Here is a 23,556-nt window from a genome sequence, read left to right as displayed (position 1 = left end):
AGTGTGATTAAAATATAGATAAAAGCTCATCCAGTGAGGCCACCAGGTGCGTATGCGGGCCTTTCGCCAGTTCTTCACGGGTATAGGCACCGGTAGTAACGCCTATTACATAGCGGCAACCGGCATTAGTGCCTTCTTCCAGGTCGGAAATAGTATCGCCTGTTTTAGCGACGGCCTGTATACTTCGGATTTCCAGTTCTTCCATGATCCGGTAAATCATATAAGGATAAGGACGGCCAAAAGGTACTTCATCACTGGTGGCTACCGCATCTATCAGCCCTTTCTGCTGCCAGCCCACCCTTTCCAGGATCACGTTGGTGATAGCCCTGTCGAAACCCGTATCCAGCGCTACTTTTATGCCTTTGGCCTTTAAAGCGGCAAACACGGCCGATACCCCTTCTTTTTCCCGCACTGCCGGATGTGTGGCATAATGCGTTTTCATATCAGCTACGAAACGCCCATGCAGGTCGCCAATAAAAGCTTCATTGCTATAGCGGCTGTCTTTCTGCTGCTGCAGCAAATAGCGGATGGCATAGGGTTTGGCATATCCCATCACTTCGTTCACCTGGTCAAGCGTTACGGCTACTCCCGCCAGCCCGATAGTTTGCTGCAATACCTTTGCTACATTGGATTCATCATGCAGGGTAGTGCCGGCAATATCAAAAACTACTAATTGTATTTCCATCGTTCCAGAAATTTAATACCCTGCAAAGATAAATACTTACTAAAAATAAGTTTAGCATTTATAAACATTTAACATGCGGTTAATATGCGCGAAAGAGATCGCCTTCGGCGATGGAAATTGTCTTGGAGCAGGATTACGCTGATTATACTGATTAGTTTGATTTTTATTTTTAAGATTTAAAAAGATAAGGGAAGATAAAAAGCGGATATCATCTGCTTTTATCTTCCCTTATCTCTAAAATCAACAGAATCAAATCTGAAAAATCAGTATAATCAGCGTAATCAGTGCTCCAAGACAATTTCCATCGCCGAAGGCGATCAGAAGCCCAGACCCGCTCCTACCCTGTATACCAGGTTGTTGTTATAAGGAGAACGGCGATCCTGGATCACGTCGTATAAGATGGAAATACCAATACCTACCCTGCCGCCTACGCTTTGGGTATAGCCGGCGCCCACCAACAGGCTGGGAACACCATAATTGGTTTTATAGGTTTGCTTCTCCGCATTTTGCGGGTAATAAGTAGTGTTCTGCGTAATGAAGTTATATTCAGGCTGGATATGTATAAACACCATTGGAAGCGGGTACACACGGCCCCAGATACCACCGCCAAAAATGGTGTATTTATCCCGCTGCGTTACGCGGTCATATTCCCACCATTTATTCTGGCCATACTGCGCATTAATATTCACACCGGCGGCTATATAATCAGAAAAACGGTAACCTACCAACGGGGAAATATCTACATTGGTATAGTCGCCAAACACCATTCCCAGCGAGCCTCCCAGTACCAAACGGGAAGGGTCGAAGCCTTTACGGGTAGCTGTGTCTGTTTTATAATACTGGGCCTGGGCCAGCTGCACTCCGGTCAGGAAGAAAAAACATATAAGTAAACGTTTCATGAGCACATTTATTAATTTAACTATTTACCGGCGGAAAGGTTTAACAATCAAAAATTTTACCCCGGTTTAATATATTCTTTGGGTCAAAGATCTGCTTTATTTGCTTCATAAGCTGCATGGAGGTCTGGTCAAAAATAATATCCATATAGTTCTTCTGCACTAAGCCAATACCATGCTCGCCGGAGATGGTACCACCCAATGTTTTCACCAGCTGAAAAATTTCCCGTATGCCTTCCGTGAGGGTACCATTCCACTGTTCTTCGGTAAGCGTGCCCCGGATGATATTCACGTGCAGGTTACCATCGCCGGCATGGCCATAGCATACCGAATGGAATCCATACCTTTTGCCGATCTCTTTCACCCCTTTCAGTAGCACCGGCAATTCTGCACGGGGCACAACAGTGTCTTCCTCCTTGTAAACGGAATTTGCCTTTACTGCTTCCGCCACCCGGCGGCGTAGTTTCCAAAGTTCTTCTTTCTGCTGGGAATCTTCCGCAAACAATATCTCCCCGATATCAAAACCTTCCACTACACCGGCAATGCCTTCCATTTCCTGCATCAGCACTTCGGGGTAGTTGCCATCCACTTCAATGAGCAGATGCGCCTGTATATCGTCTTCAATTTTTACAGCACTGCTTTGTACATATCTGGTAACCCATTCAAGGGCATCACGTTCCATAAACTCCATGGCGGAAGGCGTGTAACCCGCGCGGAAAATAGCGCTCACCGCTGCACAGGCGCTTTCCGCAGAGCGAAAAGGTACCAGCATCAGCAGGTCTGTTTTCGGTAATGGAATTAAGCGTAACACAATTTTGGTAACAATGCCCAGGGTACCTTCACTGCCTACTACCAACTGGGTAAGATTATAACCGGTTGCATTTTTTAATACATTGGCGCCGGTCCAGATCACTTCCCCGTTAGGCAGCACCATTTCCAGGTTCAGCACATAATCCTTTACCACACCATACTTTACGGCTTTGGGGCCTCCGGAGTTCTCTGCAATATTGCCGCCAATAAAGCAGGTACCGCGACTGCTCGGGTCGGGCGGATAAAACAATCCTTTCTCTTTTACGGCATTTTGCAATTCTTCGGTGATCACACCCGGCTCCGTGATGACCTGCAGGTTCCTTTCATCTATAAGCGTGATCCGGTTAAACCGTTCCATTGAAATGAGCACGCCGCCAAACTGTGCAAGCGCACCACCACTAAGACCGGTACCGCCGCCACGGGGCGTTACAGGCAACAGCGCTTCATTGCACAATTTCATGATCCGGCTCACCTGTTCAGTGGTTTCCGGCTTTACCACCACTTCGGGAAGATAATGCAGGTCTTCGGTTTCATCCTGTGCATAACGGCTCATACTTTCCTCATCTGCCAGAACATATTGGTCGCCGGCTATTTCACGTAATGCCGCTACATGAGCGGCAGTTACTTTATTAAACGTTGTCATGGAACAAAAATAATCATATTGCCGGTCAGGTGATAATATCCCGGCAGTTAAAAAGATGGGCAGATGGTAGATCTCCTGGCATTGTTAAAAGTGCGGTTGCTGTAAAGACCTGTGTAAACAATACCTATTTCATAAGCGCCCCGCCGGTTGTTGGCGGCAGACAGGCTGGAGGTAGTGATATCGTAGTTAAACATCAGCCTTATGGCGTTGATCTGGTAGCCTACCAGGAAAATAGCTGCATCATTGGCGCGGTAGTAAACACCGCCATAAAGCTGCTGTACGCCATCGCCGGAAAGATTATAAGCGGCATTGGCGCCCAGCATCAGTTCCCGTGCGCCGGCCTGTGTAGCATAATAAGCGGCAGGGTTCAGGATCACCTTATCGCTCATCTTCAAACTGGCATTTAAAAAACCGATATAACGGCGGGGCACCACGTTGTTGCCATCGAAAAAAGTTTCCCTTGGCGTGTTGATATGTTGTACAGAGAAGCCTGCATTTACATAAATATTATCTGTAGGGAAATAAGCATAATTCAACCCTGCCTGCAGGTCGAAATAATTGACACTGCTTTGGGTAATAGGTTCACCGGTAGGGATCTGCGAATCAAAGAACTTACCATTCCACTGGTCGGCAAAAGTGAGCTTGGTGATATCTACCCGTTTGCCGGCGGAGCCTACGTTAAAGCCGGCCGACAATAAGCTGCTGAACCCAAGTAACTGATGATAAGCAATGGAAGCATATCCTTTGGTAGAGGTCAGGTTCCCTGCGCCGGCCACATCACGGAGCAATACACCGCCAATGCCCACCCAGCCATATTCCAGCTGGTCACGGAACAATTGGAAATCGCCATATGCCGACATTGTTCTGTATGGGATCGGAACACTGGTCCACTGATCGCGGTAATTAATGCCAATACGGTAATTGCCGTCGGGGATAAACCCGGTATTGGCAGGGTTAGTTGTCAGCGGCGAATTAAAGAATTGTGAGAAATGGAGGTCCTGCGCATACGTCCCACCCATTGAAACAATTAATAAAATTGCCAGACATGTTGATAATTTAACGATCTGATTCATGGCTCATCATCTTAACAAGGTTACACTTCCTGATCTGCTGCCTTTAGTGCCATCCGTAAACTCAAGATTTACGATATAGGCATAAACATCCATGGGTTGCAGATTCCCTTTAAACCGGCCATCCCAGCCGATCTGAGGATCTGAACTTTCAAAAACCAATTGTCCCCAACGGTTAAATATTTTAAGATTGAATTTGGTGGCTCCAAATGCTTTCACGTAAAATACATTGTTCTTACCGGTTGGTGCAAATGCATTCGGTACATCAAACAGCGGTACCACAATGGCACTTACTTCCTCGCATTTTGTATCCGTACATCCTTCTGCGTTAGTAGCAGTGAGGCACACATTATACGTACCTGTTCTCAGGTATTGATGACTGGGATTGGCCAGGGAAGAAGTATCCCCATCTCCGAAATTCCACAGGTAATGTATAGCATTCGCTGATGAACCGTTCAGGAACTGTATTGGCGTATTTTCAATTGCCTTGGTAGGTGAAAAGTCAAAGTCTGCTGTGGGTGGCGCCGCTACATTTACTTCCATTGTAATGGCATCCCTTTTATTACAGGTATTCGGATCATCCACCTCCAGGGTAATTTTCCAGCGGCCGGCCTTATTGAATTTATGTACCGGGTAAGGATCGTGTGAAACGGAACCATCATCTTCAAAGGTCCAGGTAAAGGTTTCACCGCCTTCAGTGGTATTATCCATCTGTAATTCTGTGCCTACGCAAATAGTTCCCGGGTCTGTAAATTTAGCCACTACGTTCTGGGCTACACGAAGTGTATAGGTGATGGTTTGCGGCGCATTACAGAAATTGGTGTCTACCAGCGTGAGGGTAGCATTATAGATGCCCGCATTTTTATAGTAATGGATCAGCGGGAAAGTATCTATGCCGGTATAGAATGGCGGTGTGCCATCGCCATAGTCAAGGATAAATGAGCTATCCCTGAAATCGGCAGCCGGTGTGGATTCGTTGGTGAACATGTACTTCAGGCTATCGCATGGATCCTGGCGCCTGGCTTCAAACTGGAGCACCGCCCTGTTGTTGCCCAGTTTCACAGTTACATAGGCGGTATCTGAGCCATTGCAACTGGACGGATCATATTTCACCATCCTTACACGGAAGGTGCCCACCTTGTTGAAGGTATGCTGTACGGTATCTCCCTCAGGACCCAGGTTCAGCACAGTGCCATCGTCGGGGAAAAACCACTGGTATGATTTACCTGGCAGACGGGTGGTATCCACAAAGGTGATCGTTTCCGGCACGCAGTAGTTGGTGCGGCGGTCCAGTGTTTTTGCGCCTGCTTTCACCCCATCAAGATTAAAGGCAATCTTTAATGCGCCGAAATTACAGGCGGCCGGCGGCGTGCTGGAATAGGCGCCCGGCGTAGTAGGATACCGTGGCTTGAAGCCGCTTTGGCTCACATTACACCAGGCGCAAATACCCTGGTAAATAATACCGTTACGGTCGAAGCGGCTGGTGCCGCCATCCACGTGCTCGTACAAACCATTGCCACCAAAGTAGCTGGCATACAGCGGGCCCTGGGTGGGACTAAACCTCACCGCATCGCGCTGCAGCACGTAAAAATAAAAATCCATCCCATCGGTACTGCGCTGTAATCCATCACTGGTGGTGGTTAAGCCGGCAGTTCCCGAGTTCGGATAATGCAGGGAAGTATTGATACCTCCGCCCCAGCCGGACACATATACGTTCTCGCAGCGGTCTACCAGGAAAGCGGTGGGGGAAATATTGGGAGAGGAAACCATTGTTCTTTTTCTGCCGAAGGTAGTAGAATACACGAAGGCCGACAGGTTGGGCTGTAATTTGGCAATAAACTGCAATCCGTCTTCATTATATCCATTGGCGCTGACCTGTTTAATAGGCCATGCGCCTTCGGTAGTGCCCATTACATACACAAATCCGTTTTTATCCAGCTGGATACCGTATACCTGGTCTGCAGCCGGATTATCTGATCCCAGGAAAGTACCCTGTGTAATACTTCTTCCATCGCCGGAAATATGCACCACAAAGCCATCGCATACGCCACCGCGGTATTGCGGATACAGGCTGCCGGCTGTTGCGGGGAAATCGTCGCTGGCTGTGCCGCCGGCTACATACAGGCTATTGAGGCCGTTCAATGCAATTACATAGGCGGCGTCTTCTTTGGTGCCACCCAGGTAACTGGCCCATACCAGGTCCTGGCAAAGCGGGTTTATCTTCATGATCACGGCGTCCTGTGAGCCCTTGTTGGTACCCTGGAAGACGCCTGGAGTTACAGGGAAATCAGTAGAGCGGGTGCAGCTGGCTACATAGATATAACCTGCATCATCCACTACCACTTCGCTGCGGGCATCGTCGCCATAGTTGCGCAGCAATACCCAGTCGCCACCCTGGCGGTCGGCCCGCATGTTCACACCATCGTCGCCGGTACCTGCAATGATCAGCGAACCGATGATGGCGCTGCCTGCTGCATTTATTTTGGTGATGGCTATATCCCATCCTCCGCGTGTTCCTTTTACAGCGGTATTGGGATAGTCGCTGGAAGTGGTTCTGCCGGAAATGACGAGGTTGCCCTGTTGATCTACGAATAAGCTGTGCGGTTGTTCCAGGCCGCTGCCGCCCATGTAGGTGGCGTACACCAACCGGGTTCCGTTGGGATTGAATTTGGAGATGGCGATATCAAAGGTGCCACCGCCATAAACGCTTTGCACGGCGCCGGTTGTTACGGGATACCCGGGGTTAAACACGATACCGCCGCCGTATAAATTACCGGCATCATCATAAGTAGCAGTAAAGCCCCAGTTATCAGAACGTGCGCCGGATACGGTAGAGAACACATAGATCGGGTCTATTACCAAAGGGTAGGCCGGGTTATATTCCCCGGATATTCTGAAACCCAGTTTATTACCGTTCAATTTATAAGACACCTTAACGGTTACACGTTGATTATCTATGTACTGATATGCAAAGGGCAGTTGTTCTATCACATCTCCCACAGAAGTATGCACGTACAGTTGTCCTTTTTTCAGTTCCATACCGGTAGCGCCTTCGTACACCATCTGGATATTATCGGGATTAGCGCCGGGATGCACAATCAGGTCATACTTAAGCTGGGAGCCTTCTGAATAAACATGTGCATCGATGCCGGAATACAGTGAGTTATAGTTAATGCCCTGAAAGGAACTTACGCCGGTGGCCCATTTGGTACGGTCGTTACCAATGAAGTAGTTGCTTTTGGCTTCCTGTTCTTTTTCGGGAACTATTTGTACATCCGGATTTGCGTTCACGAAGGTAACGCTGTAGGCATGCCCGCGAACATCAGGAATTTTACCGGGCCGCGGAGGCGGCTGGCCGTTGCCTGGCTGGGGCTGTACCGGTTTAACGCTGCTTTTGGGAACGAACACGGTATCGGCGCGGTGAGAGTGACCATGAACATAGTCGTTGAGATTCCAGAGGTCCTCCTGGTTCATCATCAGGAAAGTGAATCCTGTTTTTTTAAGAAAGATAGCGGCGCCATCCAGTTCTGTCTGGTAGATGATATTTCTATCCCACTGGCCTTTGTTCTCAATAAAATTCAGGGGTGTGAAGTTTGCACGTTGCTGCTGCGCCTGGGCGGATCGTCCGGTGAACAAAAAGCAAATCATCCATCCAATAAGGCCGGTCGGGAAGGTAAATTTCAACGGGATCAGATTTATTTTATTCTTAAAAACTAATATAATACTATTAAACGCAGAAGCCACTCAAATTGTTACGGTCGGGACAAGCACAAAAACTTCTGAATTGAGGTACGATAGGCTAAATGGGAAACAAGGTGAATCTCAGCTTCAGTAGCTTCTATACTTTTTTCATTCATCCATCAGTTAATAAACGTAAAAACCATCAGGAAATTTTACTCCAGATAGATTTACTTCTCTGGGCGGCCAAAAATTCTTTTAATGCCTGATTCTCAGGCAAAAGCAGATCTGTATCTTCTTCGAGGATCTTTTCAGCGCTGGCGCGGGCGGCATCCAGGATCGGTTTGTCTGCCACAATATCTGCCAGTTTAAAGTCCAGCACCCCGCTCTGGCGGGTGCCTTCAATATCGCCGGGGCCTCTCAGTTCCATGTCTTTCTCTGAAATAATGAAACCGTCGTTGGTTTGCACCATTACGTTGATCCGTTCCCGGGAATCCTGGCTTAACTTATTGCCTGTCATGAGTATGCAGAACGACTGCTCCGCTCCGCGCCCAACCCTTCCGCGCAGCTGGTGGAGCTGCGACAGCCCGAAACGTTCTGTGCTTTCTATCACCATTACCGAGGCATTGGGCACATTCACCCCTACTTCTATAACAGTGGTAGCCACCATGATATTGGTGTCTCCGGTAACAAAGCGGTGCATATTGGTCTGCCGTTGGTCTGCCGGCTGGCGGCCATGCACCATACTGATATAAAACTGCGGTTCGGGAAAGAAGGCCTTTACTTCTTCATATCCCTTCATCAGGTTCTCATAGTCCAGTTTCTCGGAATCTTCGATCAGCGGGTACACAATGTAGGCCTGTCTTCCTTTCTTCACTTCTTCCTTTATAAAATCCATTACCTGCGGGCGCTGGTATTCTGTACGGTGAACGGTGGTAATAGGTTTACGCCCCGGGGGCATTTCATCGATCACCGATACGTCGAGATCGCCGTAGATGGTCATAGCCAGTGTTCTTGGTATAGGCGTTGCCGTCATAACAAGAATATGCGGCGGGATAGTATTTTTTTCCCATAGGCGTGCCCGTTGTGCCACGCCAAAGCGGTGCTGTTCATCCACGATGGCCATTCCAAGGTTTTTGAACTCCACTTCTTTTTCCAGGAGGGCATGCGTACCTACAAGGATATCGATACTGCCGTCGAGCGCGCCGGCCAGGATCTGCCTGCGCGCTTTGCCTTTGATGCTGCCGGTTAGCAGGGCTACTTTTACATCCATATGTTCCAGCAGCTCAGAGATCCCTTTGAAGTGCTGCTGCGAGAGGATTTCCGTGGGCGCCATTAAACAGGCCTGGAAGCCGTTGTCTTTTGCCAGCAGCATGGTGAGCAGGGCTACCATTGTTTTACCGCTGCCTACATCTCCCTGCAGGAGACGGTTCATCTGCCGTCCGTGCACAGTATCAGTACGTATTTCTTTCAATACCCTTTTCTGTGCGCCTGTTAAAGAAAAGGGAAGATGATTGTTGTAGAATTCATTAAAAGATTCGCCCACTGCGCCAAATACAAATCCATGCGATTGCTTGTGCCTTTTGAGTTTTAGCCTGCATATGCGGATTTGTGCAATAAACAGTTCTTCAAATTTCAGGCGTCGCTGTGCCTGTCGCGCATCGTCTTCGCTGGCAGGCATGTGTATCCTGAAATAAGCCATAGACCTGGGCATGAGCCTATACTGCTGCAATATATCCAGCGGGATGTTTTCCCTGATCTCCAGGGGAGATAATTGTTCCAGCAGGTTCTTCGTCAGTTTTCCTATAGCCTTGGCCGTTAGTCCCCGGGCTTTGAGCTTTTCTGTGGTATAATAAACCGGCTCCAGGAATTGTTTGCCCGTAGCTATTTCTTCAGTCAGCAGATCCAGCTCCGGATGTGCCAGCTGGGTAACGCCATTAAATACAGAGATCCTGCCGAACACAAGGTAAGCCACGTTTTCGCGGAGCGATTTCTGCATCCATTGCCAGCCCTGGAACCATACCAGGTCAATGGTACCGGTTTCATCTTTAAAGGTGGCCACTAACCTTTTCGACCTGTTTTCGCCCATTACTACCATGTTCACGATCTTTCCGCGGATCTGCACAAAATCTTCATAGCCGCTGAGGGAAGCTATTTTATCGATCCTGGTACGGTCCACATAGCGGAAAGGAAAATATTGCAGCAGGTCGCCGAAGGTATATACTTTGATTTCCTTACGCAGCAGTTCTCCTTTCTGCGGGCCCACTCCTTTCAGGTATTCTATCGGGTTGGATAATATGGCGGTAAAAGTAGAAATGGCTATTTCTTTTTTGGTGAACAACAAAAATAAAAAAGGCAAATGGTAAAAATTCACCACTTGCCTCTTTTACTAAAAAAACAATTATTAAAACTATTCGGCTATTGCATCTACTTTTCCTTCCACGAACTGTTTCATCCATTCGGTGGTAACAGATTTCGGTCTTTCCAGGGAAAGCCCGAGCGCCCTGTCCCAGCAGAGGGAAGCCAGTACGCCTAATGCGCGGGATACGCCAAACAATACGGTGTAGAATTCATATTCAACAAGACCGTAGTGTACCAGCAATGCGCCGGAATGGGCGTCTACATTGGGCCATGGGTTTTTCACTTTACCCAGGTCCTGCAGGATCGGTGGAACGGTTTCATATACCTGCCATACAATTTTCACCAGTTCATCATCGGGCAGGTGTTTTTTAGCGAACTCCATTTGTGCGGTGAAGCGTGGATCTGTTTTGCGCAGTACAGCATGACCATAGCCTGGTACTACTTTACCTTCGGCTAAAGTTTTACGTACGTATGCTTCGATTTGCTCTTTGGTAGGAACGCCACCACCCAGTTCTTCGCGCATCTGGAGTATCCATTTGATCACTTCCTGGTTAGCAAGGCCGTGTAAAGGACCGGCAAGGCCGTTCATACCGGCTGCGAAAGAGAGATAAGCATCACTAAGTGCGGAGCCTACGAGGTGCGTCGTGTGTGCGCTCACGTTACCACCTTCGTGGTCGGCGTGGATCACCATGTAAAGACGCATCAGTTCTTTGAATCCTTCATCGGAGTAACCGAGCATATGTGCAAAGTTACCGGCCCAGTCGAGCATGCCGTTTGGCTGAATATGCTGACCACCTTTGTATTTGCGGCGGTAAACATATGCTGCAATACGCGGCAGACGGGCAATGAGGTTCATGGTATCCTCATAGGTGTAGCTCCAGTAATCTTTTTTATTTATTCCTTCAGCGTAAGCATGTGCGAAAGAGGATTCTGTTTGCAGCGCCATGATACCCACGTTGAACATGGTCATAGGATGCGCGGTGATGGGCAGCGCTTCAATAGCATCAAAAACATGGTTGGGTACATGAGAACGACGGCCCCACATACTGGACAGATATTGTACATCTGCTTCTGTAGGCAATTCTCCGATCAGCATCAGGTAAAATAAGCCTTCAGGTAATGGCTCTGCGCCACCTGGCGCTTTTGGTAAATGTTCCCTTAATTCCGGGATGGAATATCCACGAAAACGGATTCCTTCGTTGGCATCCAGCAGGGAAGTTTCCGTTACCAGGCCGGTGATGCCGCGCATACCCTGATAAACCTGTGCCAGTGTTACGTCCTCAATTTTCTTGGTGCCGTGATTCTTTACCAGGTCTTTTACTTCAATGTTAAGTTCATCTGCTTTAACCTTGAATTTCTCTTTTATGTACCCCATTTTACTGCTATTGTTATGTAATGAAAACAAAATCGATCAATAGTCAAAAGTAATGATTTGTTAACGAAGTTACCACCATTTAGTGGTATTTAATGCCAAATTAACAACGATCCGCGTATGAAAAAACGGAGCCAAATTGCCGCGGCGCATCTCCATAATTATATAATTATAAGCATCTTACAAATGAAAAATATTAAATACTTATAGAGACGTTAAAGAAATGTAAAATTTTCAGAATGAATTGAAAATTTTGAAAGAAAAAATCTTTGAAATAATTTATTAAGAGATGAGAAACGGATTTTTATCCTGAAGAGAACTTCCCGTGAAAATGCCGGGGAACGGTAGATCCAGCTTTTCATAAATAGGATGACAACAGCATTGTACCGGGTACAACTTATTCAATACCTGCAGAAAGAAGGTGATAAGATATAGATACATCATATCTATAGGTACGGGATATATACGGCGTAAGTATGGCGTAAATATGGCGTAAATATGGGTTAACCAGGGAGTATCCATGCTTTATCCATCACTTCGGCGCCCTGCGGTACAGGTAAAATGCCAGTCCGCCGAACAGCATATTCGGGATCCACACTGCCAGCAGCGGGTTCAGGTCTGCTTTTACAGAAAACACCGTAGCAAATTGCAGGAATATAATATAGCTCGCACTGATAACGATACCTACCGCCAGGTGTAATCCGCTTCCTCCCCTTACCTTCTTGGCGGCAATAATACCCCCGATCAGCGTGAGGATCACCACGGCAAAAGCTGCCGAAGTTCTCCTGTAATATTCTACCCAATAGGTATTCAGCCCTTCTGCCCCCCGGATGCTTTCCCGCTGGATATAACGCCGGAGATCGGGAGTGGTCATGGCCTCCTGGAGGTTCTTTTCTTCCACAAGGTCTTTCGGTACCAGGGGTATTTTGAGCAGGGTATCCTGCTTGCTGGTCCAGATTTCCTTTAAACCGTTCATGGTGCGCATGGTCACGTAATCCAGTTTCCATTTTTTGGAAGTGGAATCCCAGCTGATACGGTCGGCCTTCAGTTTGAAGGTCATGTTTTGTTTATCTACAACAGACAGCACGAAGTTGCTTCCGCTTTTATAGTTGGGATCATAAGTGCCAAAGGTGACATAAGTGAAGCTATCGATACGGGTGGTACGGTCGTATTGCGACTTCTCATCATCATGGCTATGGAGGTATTTGTTTTCAAAACTGGTACGGATACGGTTTGCATTAGGAACCACCCAGTAGTTGGCCAGCCAGAGCACCCCGCCAAAAAGGAATGCACCCATCCAGTAAGGCCGCAGGAAACGGCGAAAGCTCACGCCGGCAGCCAGGATGGCGATGATCTCCGAACGGTATGCCATCTTGGAAGTAAAGAAAATCACCGACAGGAATATAAACAGCGGGAACAGTAAAGCCAGGATGTGGGGAATAAAGCCGAAATAATAATCCACTATGATCTCATGCAGCGACAGGTGGTGCTTCATGAAGTCGTCCACCTTTTCCGTAGTGTCTATCACCACAGAAATCAATAGGAATATCATCAGGGAATAAATGAAAGTACCTATGAGCTTACGTAAAATGTACCAGTCAATTTTAGTCATGACCCCAAAGATATTAGTTTATTTTATAGTCCGGGCTTTTTACAACCGTGTTTTCAGCTGTGCTATCATCCCGGTTTTCCAGGTAGAGAAAGTGCCGGCCAGTATTTGTTTACGGGCTTCCTTCACCAGTTCCAGGTAAAATGCCAGGTTGTGGATACTGGCTAATGTCATGCCTAAAATTTCCCCGGCCACAAACAGGTGTCGCAGGTAAGCTTTTGAGTAGGCACTGGTAGCAAAGCAGGGACTGTTGGCATCGATGGGGCTGAAATCGGTGGCCCATTTTTTATTTCGGATATTCACTACCCCGTTCCAGGTGAACAACATACCATTACGTCCATTGCGGGTAGGCATCACACAATCGAACATATCTATACCCAGGGAAATGTTTTCCAGGATATTCCAGGGAGTTCCCACGCCCATGAGGTAACGGGGTTTCTCTGCCGGCAGGGATTCGCATACCAGTCCGCACATTTCGTACATTTCATTTTCCGGTTCTCCTACGCTGAGGCCACCAATGGCGTTGCCGGCGCAGTTGCGGGAAGCGATATATTCAGCCGACGCTTTACGGAGATCTTTATAGGTGCTGCCCTGCACAATAGGGAACAGGGTTTGTTCGTGACCGTAGGCAGGCTCGGTATCATTGAGACGTTTGATGCAGCGGTCGAGCCAGCGGTGCGTGAGCTCCATCGACTTACGTGCATAGCGGTATTCCGACGGGTAGGGCGGGCATTCATCAAAGGCCATAATAATATCGGCCCCGATGGTGCGCTGGATATCCATCACATTTTCAGGGGTGAAAAGGTGGCGGGAGCCGTCGATATGTGACTGGAACACCACGCCTTCTTCCTTTATCTTACGGTTGGCAGCCAGGGAAAACACCTGGTAACCGCCGCTATCCGTAAGGATGGGCCGGTTCCAGCCATTGAACTTATGCAGGCCTCCGGCGAGTGATAATACTTCCAGGCCGGGTCTCAGGTACAGGTGATAGGTGTTGCCAAGAATGATCTGGGCCTGTACATCTGCACGCAGCTGTTCCTGTGTAACAGCTTTTACGCTGCCCACAGTGCCTACCGGCATAAAAATGGGCGTTTCTATTTCCCCGTGGGCAGTGGTGATCTTCCCGGCCCTGGCATTACTGCCGCTGTCTGTAGTTATCAGTTCAAAATTCACTCGTCGATATTTCAGGCCGCAAAGATATTGAAATGAAGTGAAGATCAGCGCGGGGGAAGAAGCGGCTGGTTGGGTTGCCGGGAAGCCCCTGTGCAATGTTCATAATTAATTCTTTTACAGATAATAAAAATATTATATTTTTGCCAGCATTATGGACCATTTGGGTGAAATTGCCTTATACTTTTTTGCTGCCGTAGCAGGGATACAAATCATTTATTTTCTCTTTGTATTTTCCCGGGTAGCTTTTTATAGACGTAAATTTGACCTGGACCACACACCGGACGGGCCTTTTTCAGTGATCATCTGTGCCAAGGATGAAGAATTGAACCTGCAGAAGAATTTGCCGGGGGTATTGCAGCAGCGGTATCACCATCATATGAAACCGGAGTATGAGGTGATTGTGGTGAACGATAACTCCGAAGACGATACCAAGTATTACCTGCGCTCTATTGAGCCGGGTTATCCTCACTACCGGCATATCGAGATCAAACAGCCCGCGAAATTTATTCCCGGCAAGAAATACCCGCTTTCCATCGGTTTGAAAGGCGCCCGGTTTGAAAATGTATTGCTTACGGACGCCGATTGCAAGCCTGGCAGCACCTACTGGCTTTCCCTGATGAGCCAGGGCTTTACAGACAAGAAGGAAATTGTACTTGGATACGGCGCCTATCATAAAAAGCCGGGGTTCCTGAATAAGATCATCCGGTATGAAACCTTCTTCAGCGCGCTACAGCACCTTTCCTTCGCCATGAGCGGCATGCCCTATATGGGAGTAGGCCGTAACCTGGCCTATAAAAGAGAACTTTTCTTTAAACATAAAGGTTTTACAAGTCACCAGCACCTCGCCAGCGGCGATGACGACCTGTTTGTAAACACAGCGGCCAACAGGAAAAATGTAGGCGTGGTGATCGACAAACAGGCTTTCACTTACTCAGAACCTAAGCTGAGCTGGAAAAGCTGGTTCCGGCAAAAAACCAGGCATATGTCTACCGGCAAGCATTACCGCTTCAGCCACAAGTTTGTGTTGGGACTATTTTCGCTGACGCATTTCCTCTTTTACCCGGCCTTTATTTTCGCGCTGTTCTTTCCGCCGCCCATCCTCTGGTATGTGCTGGGAATTTTCGGAGGTAAAGTATTGATACAGTCCATTATTACTTATTCCGCCATGCGCAGGCTGGATGAAAGCGACCTGTTTAAATTCAGCTGGCTGATGGACATTTTCATGGTATTGTATTATATCATTTTTACCCCTGCCCTGTTCTTCAGGTCCAAAAACAAATGGTAGCCTGCATAGGCAAATAGCTTCCTGCTTATTTGCTTTTACTTTACTTTTGCCGCATGGAGATTATTTTAAAGTATTTCAGCGACTTTACACCGGAACAGCTGTCGCAGTTTGAGGCGCTGCAGGGATTATACCAGGAATGGAACGAGAAGATCAATGTGATATCCCGTAAAGATATAGACGCCTTGTATGAAAAACACGTATTACACTCTCTCAGTATAGCTGCTATTGCAGATTTCCAGCCCGGTACCCAGATCCTTGACCTGGGCACCGGCGGCGGGTTTCCCGGCATTCCCCTGGCCATCTTTTTCCCCGAAGTACAGTTTCACCTGGTAGATTCCATCGGTAAAAAAATCAAGGTGGTGGAAGGGGTAGCAGAAGCGTTGCAACTGAAAAACGTCACTGCGGCGCATAGCCGGGTGGAAGATATCAAAAACCGGAAATTCGACATTGTGGTATCGCGTGCGGTGGCTCCCCTTGGAGACCTGTGGCGCTGGAGCAAACATTTAATAAAGAAACCCACTGTGCCGGGTAAGCAATTCGAAAAGGGGCTTATTTGCCTCAAAGGCGGAGACCTGGCCCAGGAAATCTCCGACAGCGGTTTAAAACCACGCCTGGTAAAGGTGTATGATATTTTCCCGGAAGAAAGTTTTAAGGAGAAGTTCGTGGTATTAGCTAAGAGCTAAAACCACGGTCTGCAGTGCAGGATGGCGGATGTCCAGCGTTTCCGCCGGTGTATTGGCTAAGAGCCAAACCCTGTTTCCAGTGTAGAGTGGCGGATGCCCAGGTGCTCCAGTTCATGGCGCAGCGCTTTTTTCAGGGCTTCGATGCCGGCGGCGTCCAGCCGGGGATCTATGGTTACCTGGGCCGTTAAGGCGTTTTCTGTGGTACTGAGCGCCCACACATGGATATGATAAATATCCTTTACCCCATCCAGGGCCAGGGCTTTTTTCCGGATCTCCTGCAGGTCGATATCCTTTGGCACTCCATCCATCGACAGGCGCAGGCTGTCGCGCAGCAGGCCCCAGGTACCAAATACAATAACTACCATTACAATAATACTCAGTAAAGGATCCAGCCAGTACCATTTTGTGTAGATGATCATGATGCCGGCCAGCACCGTTCCCAGTGATACCAGGGCATCAGCGGCCAGGTGGAGGTAGGCTCCTTTAATATTCAGGTCTTTTTCTTTGTCTTTAAAGAACAGCCAGGCGGTAAATGCGTTGATGAGGATACCGATGCCCGCTACTATGGCAATGGGCGTTCCGGGCACTTCATAGGGCTGGCTGAAACGGCGGATAGCCTCGTACCCGATCACTCCTACCACAATAAGCAGCAGCATGGCGTTAAACAGGGAAATAAGAATTGTACTTTTGCGGTAGCCGTAAGTATAGCCGGGGTTGGAGGTGATTTTGACCAGGCGGAAGCCGAGCAGCGACAGGGCCAGGCTGGCCACATCACTGAGATTATGCCCTGCATCGGCCATGAGGGCCAGGGAATGGGTAAGAAAACCGGCAATAAACTCCGTTGCCACGAAAGCCAGGTTGAGGGAAATTCCCCATATAAAAGCCCTGTTAACCTGGGCATTATTTAAAGGAGGGGTGTGGGCGTGGGCATGATCATGCATAAACAACAGATTTCCTTGTACGTAATTTAAGAAGATTTTTTTTCGTCCTTATAAAATATCCATTCTGTTGTTTCGTCATCCTTATTAAGATGAAACAACTGGTCCTTACAAATAGCATTATGGCCATAGAGCAAAACGAACGCATACAGGCAACCGTGAAGCAGGAGCGTAAGCGATTGCTGCACTTTATCCGGCAACGGGTAAGTAATGCGTCGGATGCTGAGGATATTTTACAGGATGTTTTCTACCAGTTTACCGAATACCTGCGCCTTGGCAGCCAGGTGGATTCAATTACCGGGTGGCTGTTTGCCGTAACCCGGAACAAGATCACCGATTGGTTCCGTAAGAAGAAAGAAACTCCTTTTTCTGATTTCACGCGCGAGATAGAAGGCGAAGAAGTGCTATTTCTCCCCGAACTGCTTTCCGACAGGAATATGGAGGCAGACACCCCCATGGCGAAAAAAATTATGTCGGAAGCCATTATGGAAGCCATCGACGAGCTACCGGCCGATCAGCGGCAGGTATTCCTGCAACACGAACTGGAGGGAAAATCCTTTAAGGAAATGAGTGAAGAAACCGGCATCGGGGTTAATACCCTCCTGTCACGCAAACGTTATGCAGTACTGTTCCTCCGGGAGCGACTGGCGGAGCTGTATAACGAATTACTTAACGACTGATTTAATTATTAAGATATGAGAAACAATTTTGGCAGAAGAAGAGGTGGTCTGCAGGTACTAAAATTTGTAGTACTCGGCGCACTTTTCATTACGGCGGTAGGATTTGCTACCATGTTGTTATGGAACTGCCTGATCCCTGAACTGTTCCATGGGCCGGTAATCACTTTCTGGCAGGCACTGGGACTGTTGTTACTGGGCAAACTGCTTTTCGGATGGCATCACAACCATCACGATAAATTTAACCGGGGCAGGGAATGGAAGGCCCGCCTGAAAGAGCGCATGGCCACCATGACGCCGGAAGAACAGGAGAAAATGCGGGAACAACTGCGCAACCGCTGCAGAACCGGCTTTGAAGGCTGGAGACGCGACGACTGGTACCGCGGCCGTGATCGCGAACGTGATGACCGTGACCGCGAACGCGATGATCGTGACCGGGAACGTGGCCGTGGCTCTTACCGCGATCCTGAAGCCCCTCAAAACGACGAAAAAGAATCACACTAAAAACATTGTGCGATGATAGGAATATTCAAAACCAATATAGGCAGCCCGGAAGAACGCCAGCAGATGATCCGGGCCATTGCTTCCAGTTTTCCGGTAGGCGCCTGCCATGTGGACCTGGACGATTGCGATAAAGTATTACGCATTGCCGATCTCCAGGTGGAAGAGAATATTATTATAGAATTCGTTCAAAAACAAGGCTTTGAATGCGCTGTGCTGGAATAATTTAAGTTTTTCTTCATAGCTGATCAATATTCCCGGGCTACATGGCGGTTTTATTATACATAAATCCATTTTATATATAATTTGCTATTGGCCGGCTCGCAAATCTGACGTAACTTCAAAGGAGAATGCAGTGGCCCGGGTATATTGTTTACAAAGCCAGGTATTGTGTATTTGAAACCCTCTAAATTTTGTTTCCTATGTACCTGAACCAGCACGAGATAAAATCTCTATTAAATACCAGTTTCGACAACTTCGTGGATTTTGTGAATACGTTGCCGGATATACGATTTACCGCATCTCCTTACGGTAAGTGGTCTGCCGGCCAGCAGCTCGATCATCTCATAAAATCCATCAGGCCTGTAAGCAGCGCCCTGGGATTTCCCAAAGTGACGTTGCTTTATTTCGGTACCAGCGCCATCCCGTCAAGATCATATGACCAACTGGTAGCAGACTACCAGCGGGTACTGAATGCCGGTGCAAAGTCGACCAGGGCTTACCAGCCAGGTGTGATCTACCCGGCGCAGCGATCTGCATTGATACAGGGTTTTCTTCTTCAGAAAGATAAATTAATCAGCAAACTGGCCGGCTGGCCGGAAAGTGACCTGGACAGGTACCGCCTTCCCCATCCCCTGCTTGGCAAGCTTACTATCCGTGAGATGCTGTATTTTATTGCGCATCACAATGACCATCACCTGGGGAAGTTAAAGGACCAGGAACTACAGGGACATACCTGGGAAAACCAATTACAGCAGCTGATATTTTGATTTTTTAGTTAAATTGTCGCTACCTAAAAAATCCTCATGGCTACAACTGCGTTAGTCATCAGTGGCGGCGGCTCCAGGGCAGCATTTGCTGTTGGCGCTCTGAAGCACTTATATTCACAACAACCAGCCATTGATTTCGACTTTTTCTGCGGCACCGGCATCAGCTCATTAATTGCCCCCCTGGCAGCTTTGGGCGAAATAACATTGCTGGAAAAACTATTCACCAGCAACACCACCGCCGACCTGGTAAGCACCAGCTCCATGCTGCAACGCTTTCCCCAAAACAACTCCCTTTACAACGCTACTGCCCTTACGCATAAGATCACCAATATTTTTACGGATACCCGTTTCCGTGCCTTGCAGCAACTGAACAAGGAAATATTCGTGAGCGCCCGTTGTCTTCAAACCAACCGCATCACTTACTTTTCCCCGTCAGGTACGGATATAGTGACGAAAGATTATGATGTAATATCCCTTCATGATAATTACACTTTCCGCGAAGCTATGCAGGCATCCTGCAGTATGCCTGTATTTATGTCGCCAGTGGAAGTGGCCTCTCTCCCCGACCATGTACAGCAGTTCACCAACGCCGGAGGCGCCCACTATCATCCTGTGAAACTGGCTATAGAAAAAGGCGCCACAGAGATCTATGTGATCCTTCTCACCCCGGAAATACCAGGCGAAGATGATATCTTATTTAAAAATCTGCTCGATATCCTGGAACAGCATGTGGATAACAACACCAATGAAATAGCTGCCACAGATATTCAGGTAACACAGCTCATCAACAATGCACTTACCTACCTGGATGCAGTAAAAAAAAATCTGAAAAAAGCAGGCATCAGCGCCGCTGATATAGCACGGTATTTTGATGCACCTGCCGCCAATCCCTTCAGGGGGAAAAGAAAGATAAAGCTACATGTCATCCGCCCGGAAAAAGCGCTGGATGTGCATATGGGAGGACTGGAATTTATACCGCAGGTAATGAAAGAAATGATGGAAGAAGGAGAACGCAGGGCTGCAGCTTTATTGACATAGACATAAAAAACACCGGGATATTGCTTTTATAAACAACATCCCGGTACTCATTAATTAACAACGTATCTTTTTAAGACACGGCTTTATTATTACTTCTGTCCACATCCGCCATACGCTGGCTGGGATCTATTTCCAGCTCCCTGATGTCTGAGAGCGGGGTATCCAGTTCCACTTCATAAACAGGGCTTGTCCAGTACCAAACGGGATCGACTATACGTTTTACATCCGGGTACTCATTAGGCTTTTCACCGTACATGATGGACAACGGAATATAATGCAGCACTTTGTTACCGCTTTTATCAGTTACCATAAAATCAATGGGCATAGGCATATATCCTATTTTGCGTAAACGCACCACTGTTTTATTGCCTTTTGCAAAAACACTGTCGATACCATAATCGATATGCTTCACCGCATTGATAAAATATTGCTTGTACCAATCCAGCTCAATACCACTTTCCTTTTCCATTACCCGCACAAAATCATTTACGTTAGGATGTTTGAAACGCCATTCGTTATAGTAGCGCAGCAGGCCATTGTCGCGGTTTTGAGCGCCAATTACATAACCCAGCTGTTCCAGGAACACAGCGCCTTTGGAGTAAGCGGTAAGACTGTAGCCATAGTTGGTATTAAAGTGATCGGCATGTGTACTGGCCGGCTCTTCATACGGGCTTCTTGCCAGCGCAAAATAACCGGCGTAGGAGTCTTCCATTGCATTACGTCCTTTCAGTGAATCGATGGTATTATAGATCACGTTGTTTTCCGCAAAGGTGGTAAAGCCTTCGTCCATCCATGGGTACAGGCTTTCGTTGGTGGCCAGCATTCCCTGGTACCAGCTGTGCATCCATTCATGCATGGCTACCCCATACAGGCCATTTATTTTACCGTTGCCCATAATAAGGGTACCCATGGGGTATTCCATGCCACCATCGCCTCCCTGTATAAAGGAATATTGTTCGTAAGGATAGGCGCCGTAGTGTGCTTTGATATAGGCATAAGCAGCAGGAACCATTTTTGCCAGCTGCGGCCAGGTATTGTGGGTAAATTCATTGTCGATGTAAAAAAAGTGGGCGGTAAAGCCATCTACTTTCTGCGTGATATGCTTGTAGTCCGGATCGGCGGCCCACATGAAATCATGCACATTAGGTGCAATGAAATGCCAGGTGAGCGTATTACCGGTGGGCGGCGTTACTTTTGCGCCAGGTTTTTCATACCCATGCCCGATCTGATCAGGGTTTTGCAGGTAACCGGTACCGCCTATTACATATTTCTTATCGATGGTGATCTTAACGTCATAGTCGCCCCACACGCCATAAAATTCACGGGCAATATAAGGAGTGGCATGCCATCCTTCATAATCGTATTCACACATTTTAGGATACCACTGCGCCATGGAAAAGTCAACGCCTTCCGAGTTATTGCGACCGCTGCGACGGATCTGTACCGGCACCTGTGAGGCAAACTCCATATCAAACACTGCTTTGGAGTGCGGCAGGATTGGCTTATCCAACGGTACTTCCAGGATGGTTTCCACTACTTTAAAATCCTGTGGTTTTCCATCGCGTTTAAGGGAGATGATCTTCTGGTAGCCTATTTCATCGGGTTTAAGTTTGGAAATACGGTCGCGTACCCGGTTGTCCCAGTCGCGGCGCTCGTTACCGTTCTTATCTTTTCCCAGCACAATTTTACCCAGTTCACGGCTGCGCACATCCATCATACTTCCCGGCTGAAAAGCGTTCCAGTACAGGTGATAAAAGACCTTCTTTAATGTATCGGGGGAGTTGTTGTAATATTCAAGGTGTTGTTGCCCCTTGAACTGGTTGGCCGGCGCATCCACCTTCACGTCCATTGTATACTTCACTCTCTGCTGCCAGCGGTCCGACTGCGCGCTTAGCTTTAACCAGCTGCCTGCCAGCAAAGCGATGGCCATACAGCTGCCTGTTGTAACCCGGTACTTCATTCCGTTTCATTTGGTTTAAGCAGCTAAAATAAGGATCATTTAGCGATTTCGCCATTGATATTTGATGAATGCGGAAGGGCCGGGATATAAATCAGGAGAAACTGCTGAGAGTAAGCCCCAGAAAATCCGCATACTGTTGTGCAGCAGGCTCAAATGCTTTAAGGGCAGCCTTTTTGAGTGGTTTAAACGGGTCGGTAACAATGGCTACACTGTCTTTTTTAAACGTGCGTTTCCAGGTGCCGGTGACCTGGCCATTGCTCACCATAACAGGATTAAAAATACCGTTGATGGTCATTACTTTTTTGGCAAACTGCATGTCTATCAGCGTACTGCGGTCTTTATAGCCAATGAAATATTCATCGAAGGCCGGCAGCAGCAATGCGGTATCCTGTGGTGTTTGTTTCTTTCCCGGGGCCATCCAGTAAGTGGTGTCATTCACTTCCAGTGATTTTAAGGCGGATTGTGCATTTTCCAGTCCGGCTTTGGCGTCTGTAACGGGCAGGCCTGCCCACTGGGAGAAATCGGCTACAGTAGCAGGGCCATGGCTGGTAAAGTAGCGCTTTGCCAGCGCTGCCAGCGATTCCTGTTTATTGTATGCGGTGGTACCGGGAAGCCATTCATCGAGCAATGTATAGGTGAATTGTTTACCATTCAGGGGGCCGTTACAGATGATACCGTTTATAGCGGCGTGGTAAATGATATGGTTCATGCGATGATCGTCTGTATTGATACCTTTTTCCTGCAGCAGGGTAACCAGTTCTTTGCGGGTAAGGTGATTCCCTCCCTGTAATGCCCTAGCGATGTGCTGGCCGGTTTTCTTCAGGAGGGTTTCATCCATTTCCAGTTTACGCATCATGCTGCCCATGCGGGTTTTTATAGAAGGAGCGATGAGCTGCAACATCCAGCGCACATCGGCGGCGGCTACCAGGTGCAGGGTGCCGCGGAATACGGTGGTGCGGATAATGGTTTTGTTGAGAAGGGCTTTTTCTATGTCTGCATCGGTGCTGCCGGGAAGCCTGACGCCAACGCCCCATTTGCTGTTGGCATGCTCCTGGGCCTGCATGGCGCCGAAGTAGGCAACAAGGTCCTGTGGTTTTTTAAACGCAGTTTTGATCAACTGCTGGTGTTGCAGTCGTAATGCGGCAATATCAGTAACGGGCATGGCTAAATGATTTGTTATACAAAACA

19 protein-coding genes are annotated in these 23,556 nt (G+C 47.9%); 7 read left to right on the top strand and 12 right to left on the bottom strand.

Annotation, left to right across the window (positions count from 1 at the left end; genetic code table 11):
* Window positions 1-7 precede the first annotated feature (7 nt).
* The 9 genes from ABIE50_RS07820 to tgt form a co-directional block, all read right to left on the bottom strand.
* Window positions 8-685, bottom strand: coding sequence for an HAD hydrolase-like protein (locus ABIE50_RS07820; protein WP_209866967.1), 678 nt, complete (start codon window positions 683-685; stop codon window positions 8-10).
* Between the two features lie 317 nt (window positions 686-1,002).
* Window positions 1,003-1,584, bottom strand: a complete 582-nt coding sequence (locus tag ABIE50_RS07815; RefSeq protein ID WP_209866965.1) for a hypothetical protein — start codon at window positions 1,582-1,584, stop codon at window positions 1,003-1,005.
* A gap of 40 nt (window positions 1,585-1,624) precedes the next feature.
* The gene (locus ABIE50_RS07810) at window positions 1,625-3,034 is read right to left on the bottom strand and encodes an FAD-binding oxidoreductase (protein WP_209866963.1); all 1,410 of its coding nucleotides are present in this window, start codon (window positions 3,032-3,034) and stop codon (window positions 1,625-1,627) included.
* 47 nt (window positions 3,035-3,081) lie between these two features.
* Entirely contained in the window at window positions 3,082-4,107 is a 1,026-nt protein-coding gene (locus tag ABIE50_RS07805) for a PorP/SprF family type IX secretion system membrane protein (RefSeq protein WP_209866961.1), read from the bottom strand.
* A 6-nt stretch (window positions 4,108-4,113) separates the two neighbouring features.
* A complete protein-coding gene (locus ABIE50_RS07800) occupies window positions 4,114-7,788 on the bottom strand; it encodes a DUF7948 domain-containing protein (RefSeq protein WP_209866960.1) in 3,675 nt (1,224 codons plus the stop codon).
* Between the two features lie 199 nt (window positions 7,789-7,987).
* The gene (recG, locus tag ABIE50_RS07795) at window positions 7,988-10,141 is read right to left on the bottom strand and encodes an ATP-dependent DNA helicase RecG (RefSeq protein ID WP_354027920.1); all 2,154 of its coding nucleotides are present in this window, start codon (window positions 10,139-10,141) and stop codon (window positions 7,988-7,990) included.
* A 51-nt stretch (window positions 10,142-10,192) separates the two neighbouring features.
* Window positions 10,193-11,518: a citrate (Si)-synthase, eukaryotic gene (locus ABIE50_RS07790; RefSeq protein WP_142683691.1), complete on the bottom strand. Its 1,326-nt coding sequence runs from the start codon at window positions 11,516-11,518 to the stop codon at window positions 10,193-10,195.
* A gap of 529 nt (window positions 11,519-12,047) precedes the next feature.
* On the bottom strand, window positions 12,048-13,127 hold the full coding sequence (locus tag ABIE50_RS07785; RefSeq protein ID WP_209866958.1) for an LptF/LptG family permease: 1,080 nt from the start codon (window positions 13,125-13,127) through the stop codon (window positions 12,048-12,050).
* A gap of 39 nt (window positions 13,128-13,166) precedes the next feature.
* A complete protein-coding gene (gene tgt, locus ABIE50_RS07780) occupies window positions 13,167-14,297 on the bottom strand; it encodes a tRNA guanosine(34) transglycosylase Tgt (RefSeq protein WP_209866956.1) in 1,131 nt (376 codons plus the stop codon).
* 151 nt (window positions 14,298-14,448) lie between these two features.
* Between tgt and ABIE50_RS07775 the strand changes: the two genes are divergently transcribed.
* Both ABIE50_RS07775 and rsmG read left to right on the top strand, forming a co-directional pair.
* A complete protein-coding gene (locus tag ABIE50_RS07775) occupies window positions 14,449-15,582 on the top strand; it encodes a glycosyltransferase (RefSeq protein WP_142683694.1) in 1,134 nt (377 codons plus the stop codon).
* Window positions 15,583-15,635: 53 nt separating this feature from the next.
* On the top strand, window positions 15,636-16,265 hold the full coding sequence (gene rsmG / locus ABIE50_RS07770; RefSeq protein ID WP_142683695.1) for a 16S rRNA (guanine(527)-N(7))-methyltransferase RsmG: 630 nt from the start codon (window positions 15,636-15,638) through the stop codon (window positions 16,263-16,265).
* Window positions 16,266-16,321: 56 nt separating this feature from the next.
* Here the strand turns inward: rsmG and ABIE50_RS07765 are convergent, their stop codons facing one another.
* Window positions 16,322-17,206 (bottom strand): cation diffusion facilitator family transporter, encoded by an 885-nt coding sequence (locus ABIE50_RS07765; protein WP_209866950.1) that lies wholly within the window; start codon window positions 17,204-17,206, stop codon window positions 16,322-16,324.
* 89 nt (window positions 17,207-17,295) lie between these two features.
* Between ABIE50_RS07765 and ABIE50_RS07760 the strand changes: the two genes are divergently transcribed.
* From ABIE50_RS07760 to ABIE50_RS07740, 5 genes are all read left to right on the top strand, one after another.
* Entirely contained in the window at window positions 17,296-17,883 is a 588-nt protein-coding gene (locus tag ABIE50_RS07760; protein ID WP_325638814.1) for an RNA polymerase sigma factor, read from the top strand.
* Between the two features lie 15 nt (window positions 17,884-17,898).
* Entirely contained in the window at window positions 17,899-18,384 is a 486-nt protein-coding gene (locus tag ABIE50_RS07755; RefSeq protein WP_209866949.1) for a PX domain-containing protein, read from the top strand.
* Window positions 18,385-18,396: 12 nt separating this feature from the next.
* Entirely contained in the window at window positions 18,397-18,606 is a 210-nt protein-coding gene (locus ABIE50_RS07750; protein ID WP_142683697.1) for a hypothetical protein, read from the top strand.
* Between the two features lie 197 nt (window positions 18,607-18,803).
* Entirely contained in the window at window positions 18,804-19,370 is a 567-nt protein-coding gene (locus tag ABIE50_RS07745) for a DinB family protein (RefSeq protein ID WP_209866947.1), read from the top strand.
* A gap of 36 nt (window positions 19,371-19,406) precedes the next feature.
* Window positions 19,407-20,408 carry a patatin-like phospholipase family protein gene (locus tag ABIE50_RS07740; protein ID WP_209866945.1) on the top strand — a complete coding sequence of 334 codons (1,002 nt, stop codon included), beginning with the start codon at window positions 19,407-19,409 and terminating at the stop codon, window positions 20,406-20,408.
* Window positions 20,409-20,478: 70 nt separating this feature from the next.
* Here the strand turns inward: ABIE50_RS07740 and ABIE50_RS07735 are convergent, their stop codons facing one another.
* Both ABIE50_RS07735 and ABIE50_RS07730 read right to left on the bottom strand, forming a co-directional pair.
* Entirely contained in the window at window positions 20,479-22,368 is a 1,890-nt protein-coding gene (locus ABIE50_RS07735) for a M1 family metallopeptidase (RefSeq protein ID WP_354027919.1), read from the bottom strand.
* A gap of 91 nt (window positions 22,369-22,459) precedes the next feature.
* Complete coding sequence (locus ABIE50_RS07730) at window positions 22,460-23,530, bottom strand: winged helix DNA-binding domain-containing protein (protein ID WP_209866944.1); 1,071 nt, start codon at window positions 23,528-23,530, stop codon at window positions 22,460-22,462.
* Window positions 23,531-23,556 lie beyond the last annotated feature (26 nt).

Source organism: Chitinophaga sp. OAE865 (assembly GCF_040546735.1).
GTDB lineage: Bacteria > Bacteroidota > Bacteroidia > Chitinophagales > Chitinophagaceae > Chitinophaga > Chitinophaga polysaccharea_A.
The sequence above is the reverse complement of the archived record's forward strand: the minus strand, read 5'-3'. Positions and strand labels throughout refer to the sequence as shown.

Bases quoted from the DNA above. Each gene is read 5' to 3' on its own strand.
- ABIE50_RS07820 (WP_209866967.1), bottom strand. From the start codon at position 685: ATGGAAATACAATTAGTAGTTTTTGATATTGCCGGCACTACCCTGCAT.
- ABIE50_RS07815 (WP_209866965.1), bottom strand. From the start codon at position 1,584: ATGAAACGTTTACTTATATGTTTTTTCTTCCTGACCGGAGTGCAGCTG.
- ABIE50_RS07810 (WP_209866963.1), bottom strand. From the start codon at position 3,034: ATGACAACGTTTAATAAAGTAACTGCCGCTCATGTAGCGGCATTACGT.
- ABIE50_RS07805 (WP_209866961.1), bottom strand. From the start codon at position 4,107: ATGAATCAGATCGTTAAATTATCAACATGTCTGGCAATTTTATTAATT.
- ABIE50_RS07790 (WP_142683691.1), bottom strand. From the start codon at position 11,518: ATGGGGTACATAAAAGAGAAATTCAAGGTTAAAGCAGATGAACTTAAC.
- ABIE50_RS07785 (WP_209866958.1), bottom strand. From the start codon at position 13,127: ATGACTAAAATTGACTGGTACATTTTACGTAAGCTCATAGGTACTTTC.
- ABIE50_RS07775 (WP_142683694.1), top strand. From the start codon at position 14,449: ATGGACCATTTGGGTGAAATTGCCTTATACTTTTTTGCTGCCGTAGCA.
- rsmG (WP_142683695.1), top strand. From the start codon at position 15,636: ATGGAGATTATTTTAAAGTATTTCAGCGACTTTACACCGGAACAGCTG.
- ABIE50_RS07765 (WP_209866950.1), bottom strand. From the start codon at position 17,206: ATGCATGATCATGCCCACGCCCACACCCCTCCTTTAAATAATGCCCAG.
- ABIE50_RS07760 (WP_325638814.1), top strand. From the start codon at position 17,296: ATGAAACAACTGGTCCTTACAAATAGCATTATGGCCATAGAGCAAAAC.
- ABIE50_RS07755 (WP_209866949.1), top strand. From the start codon at position 17,899: ATGAGAAACAATTTTGGCAGAAGAAGAGGTGGTCTGCAGGTACTAAAA.
- ABIE50_RS07750 (WP_142683697.1), top strand. From the start codon at position 18,397: ATGATAGGAATATTCAAAACCAATATAGGCAGCCCGGAAGAACGCCAG.
- ABIE50_RS07745 (WP_209866947.1), top strand. From the start codon at position 18,804: ATGTACCTGAACCAGCACGAGATAAAATCTCTATTAAATACCAGTTTC.
- ABIE50_RS07740 (WP_209866945.1), top strand. From the start codon at position 19,407: ATGGCTACAACTGCGTTAGTCATCAGTGGCGGCGGCTCCAGGGCAGCA.
- ABIE50_RS07735 (WP_354027919.1), bottom strand. From the start codon at position 22,368: ATGAAGTACCGGGTTACAACAGGCAGCTGTATGGCCATCGCTTTGCTG.
- ABIE50_RS07730 (WP_209866944.1), bottom strand. From the start codon at position 23,530: ATGCCCGTTACTGATATTGCCGCATTACGACTGCAACACCAGCAGTTG.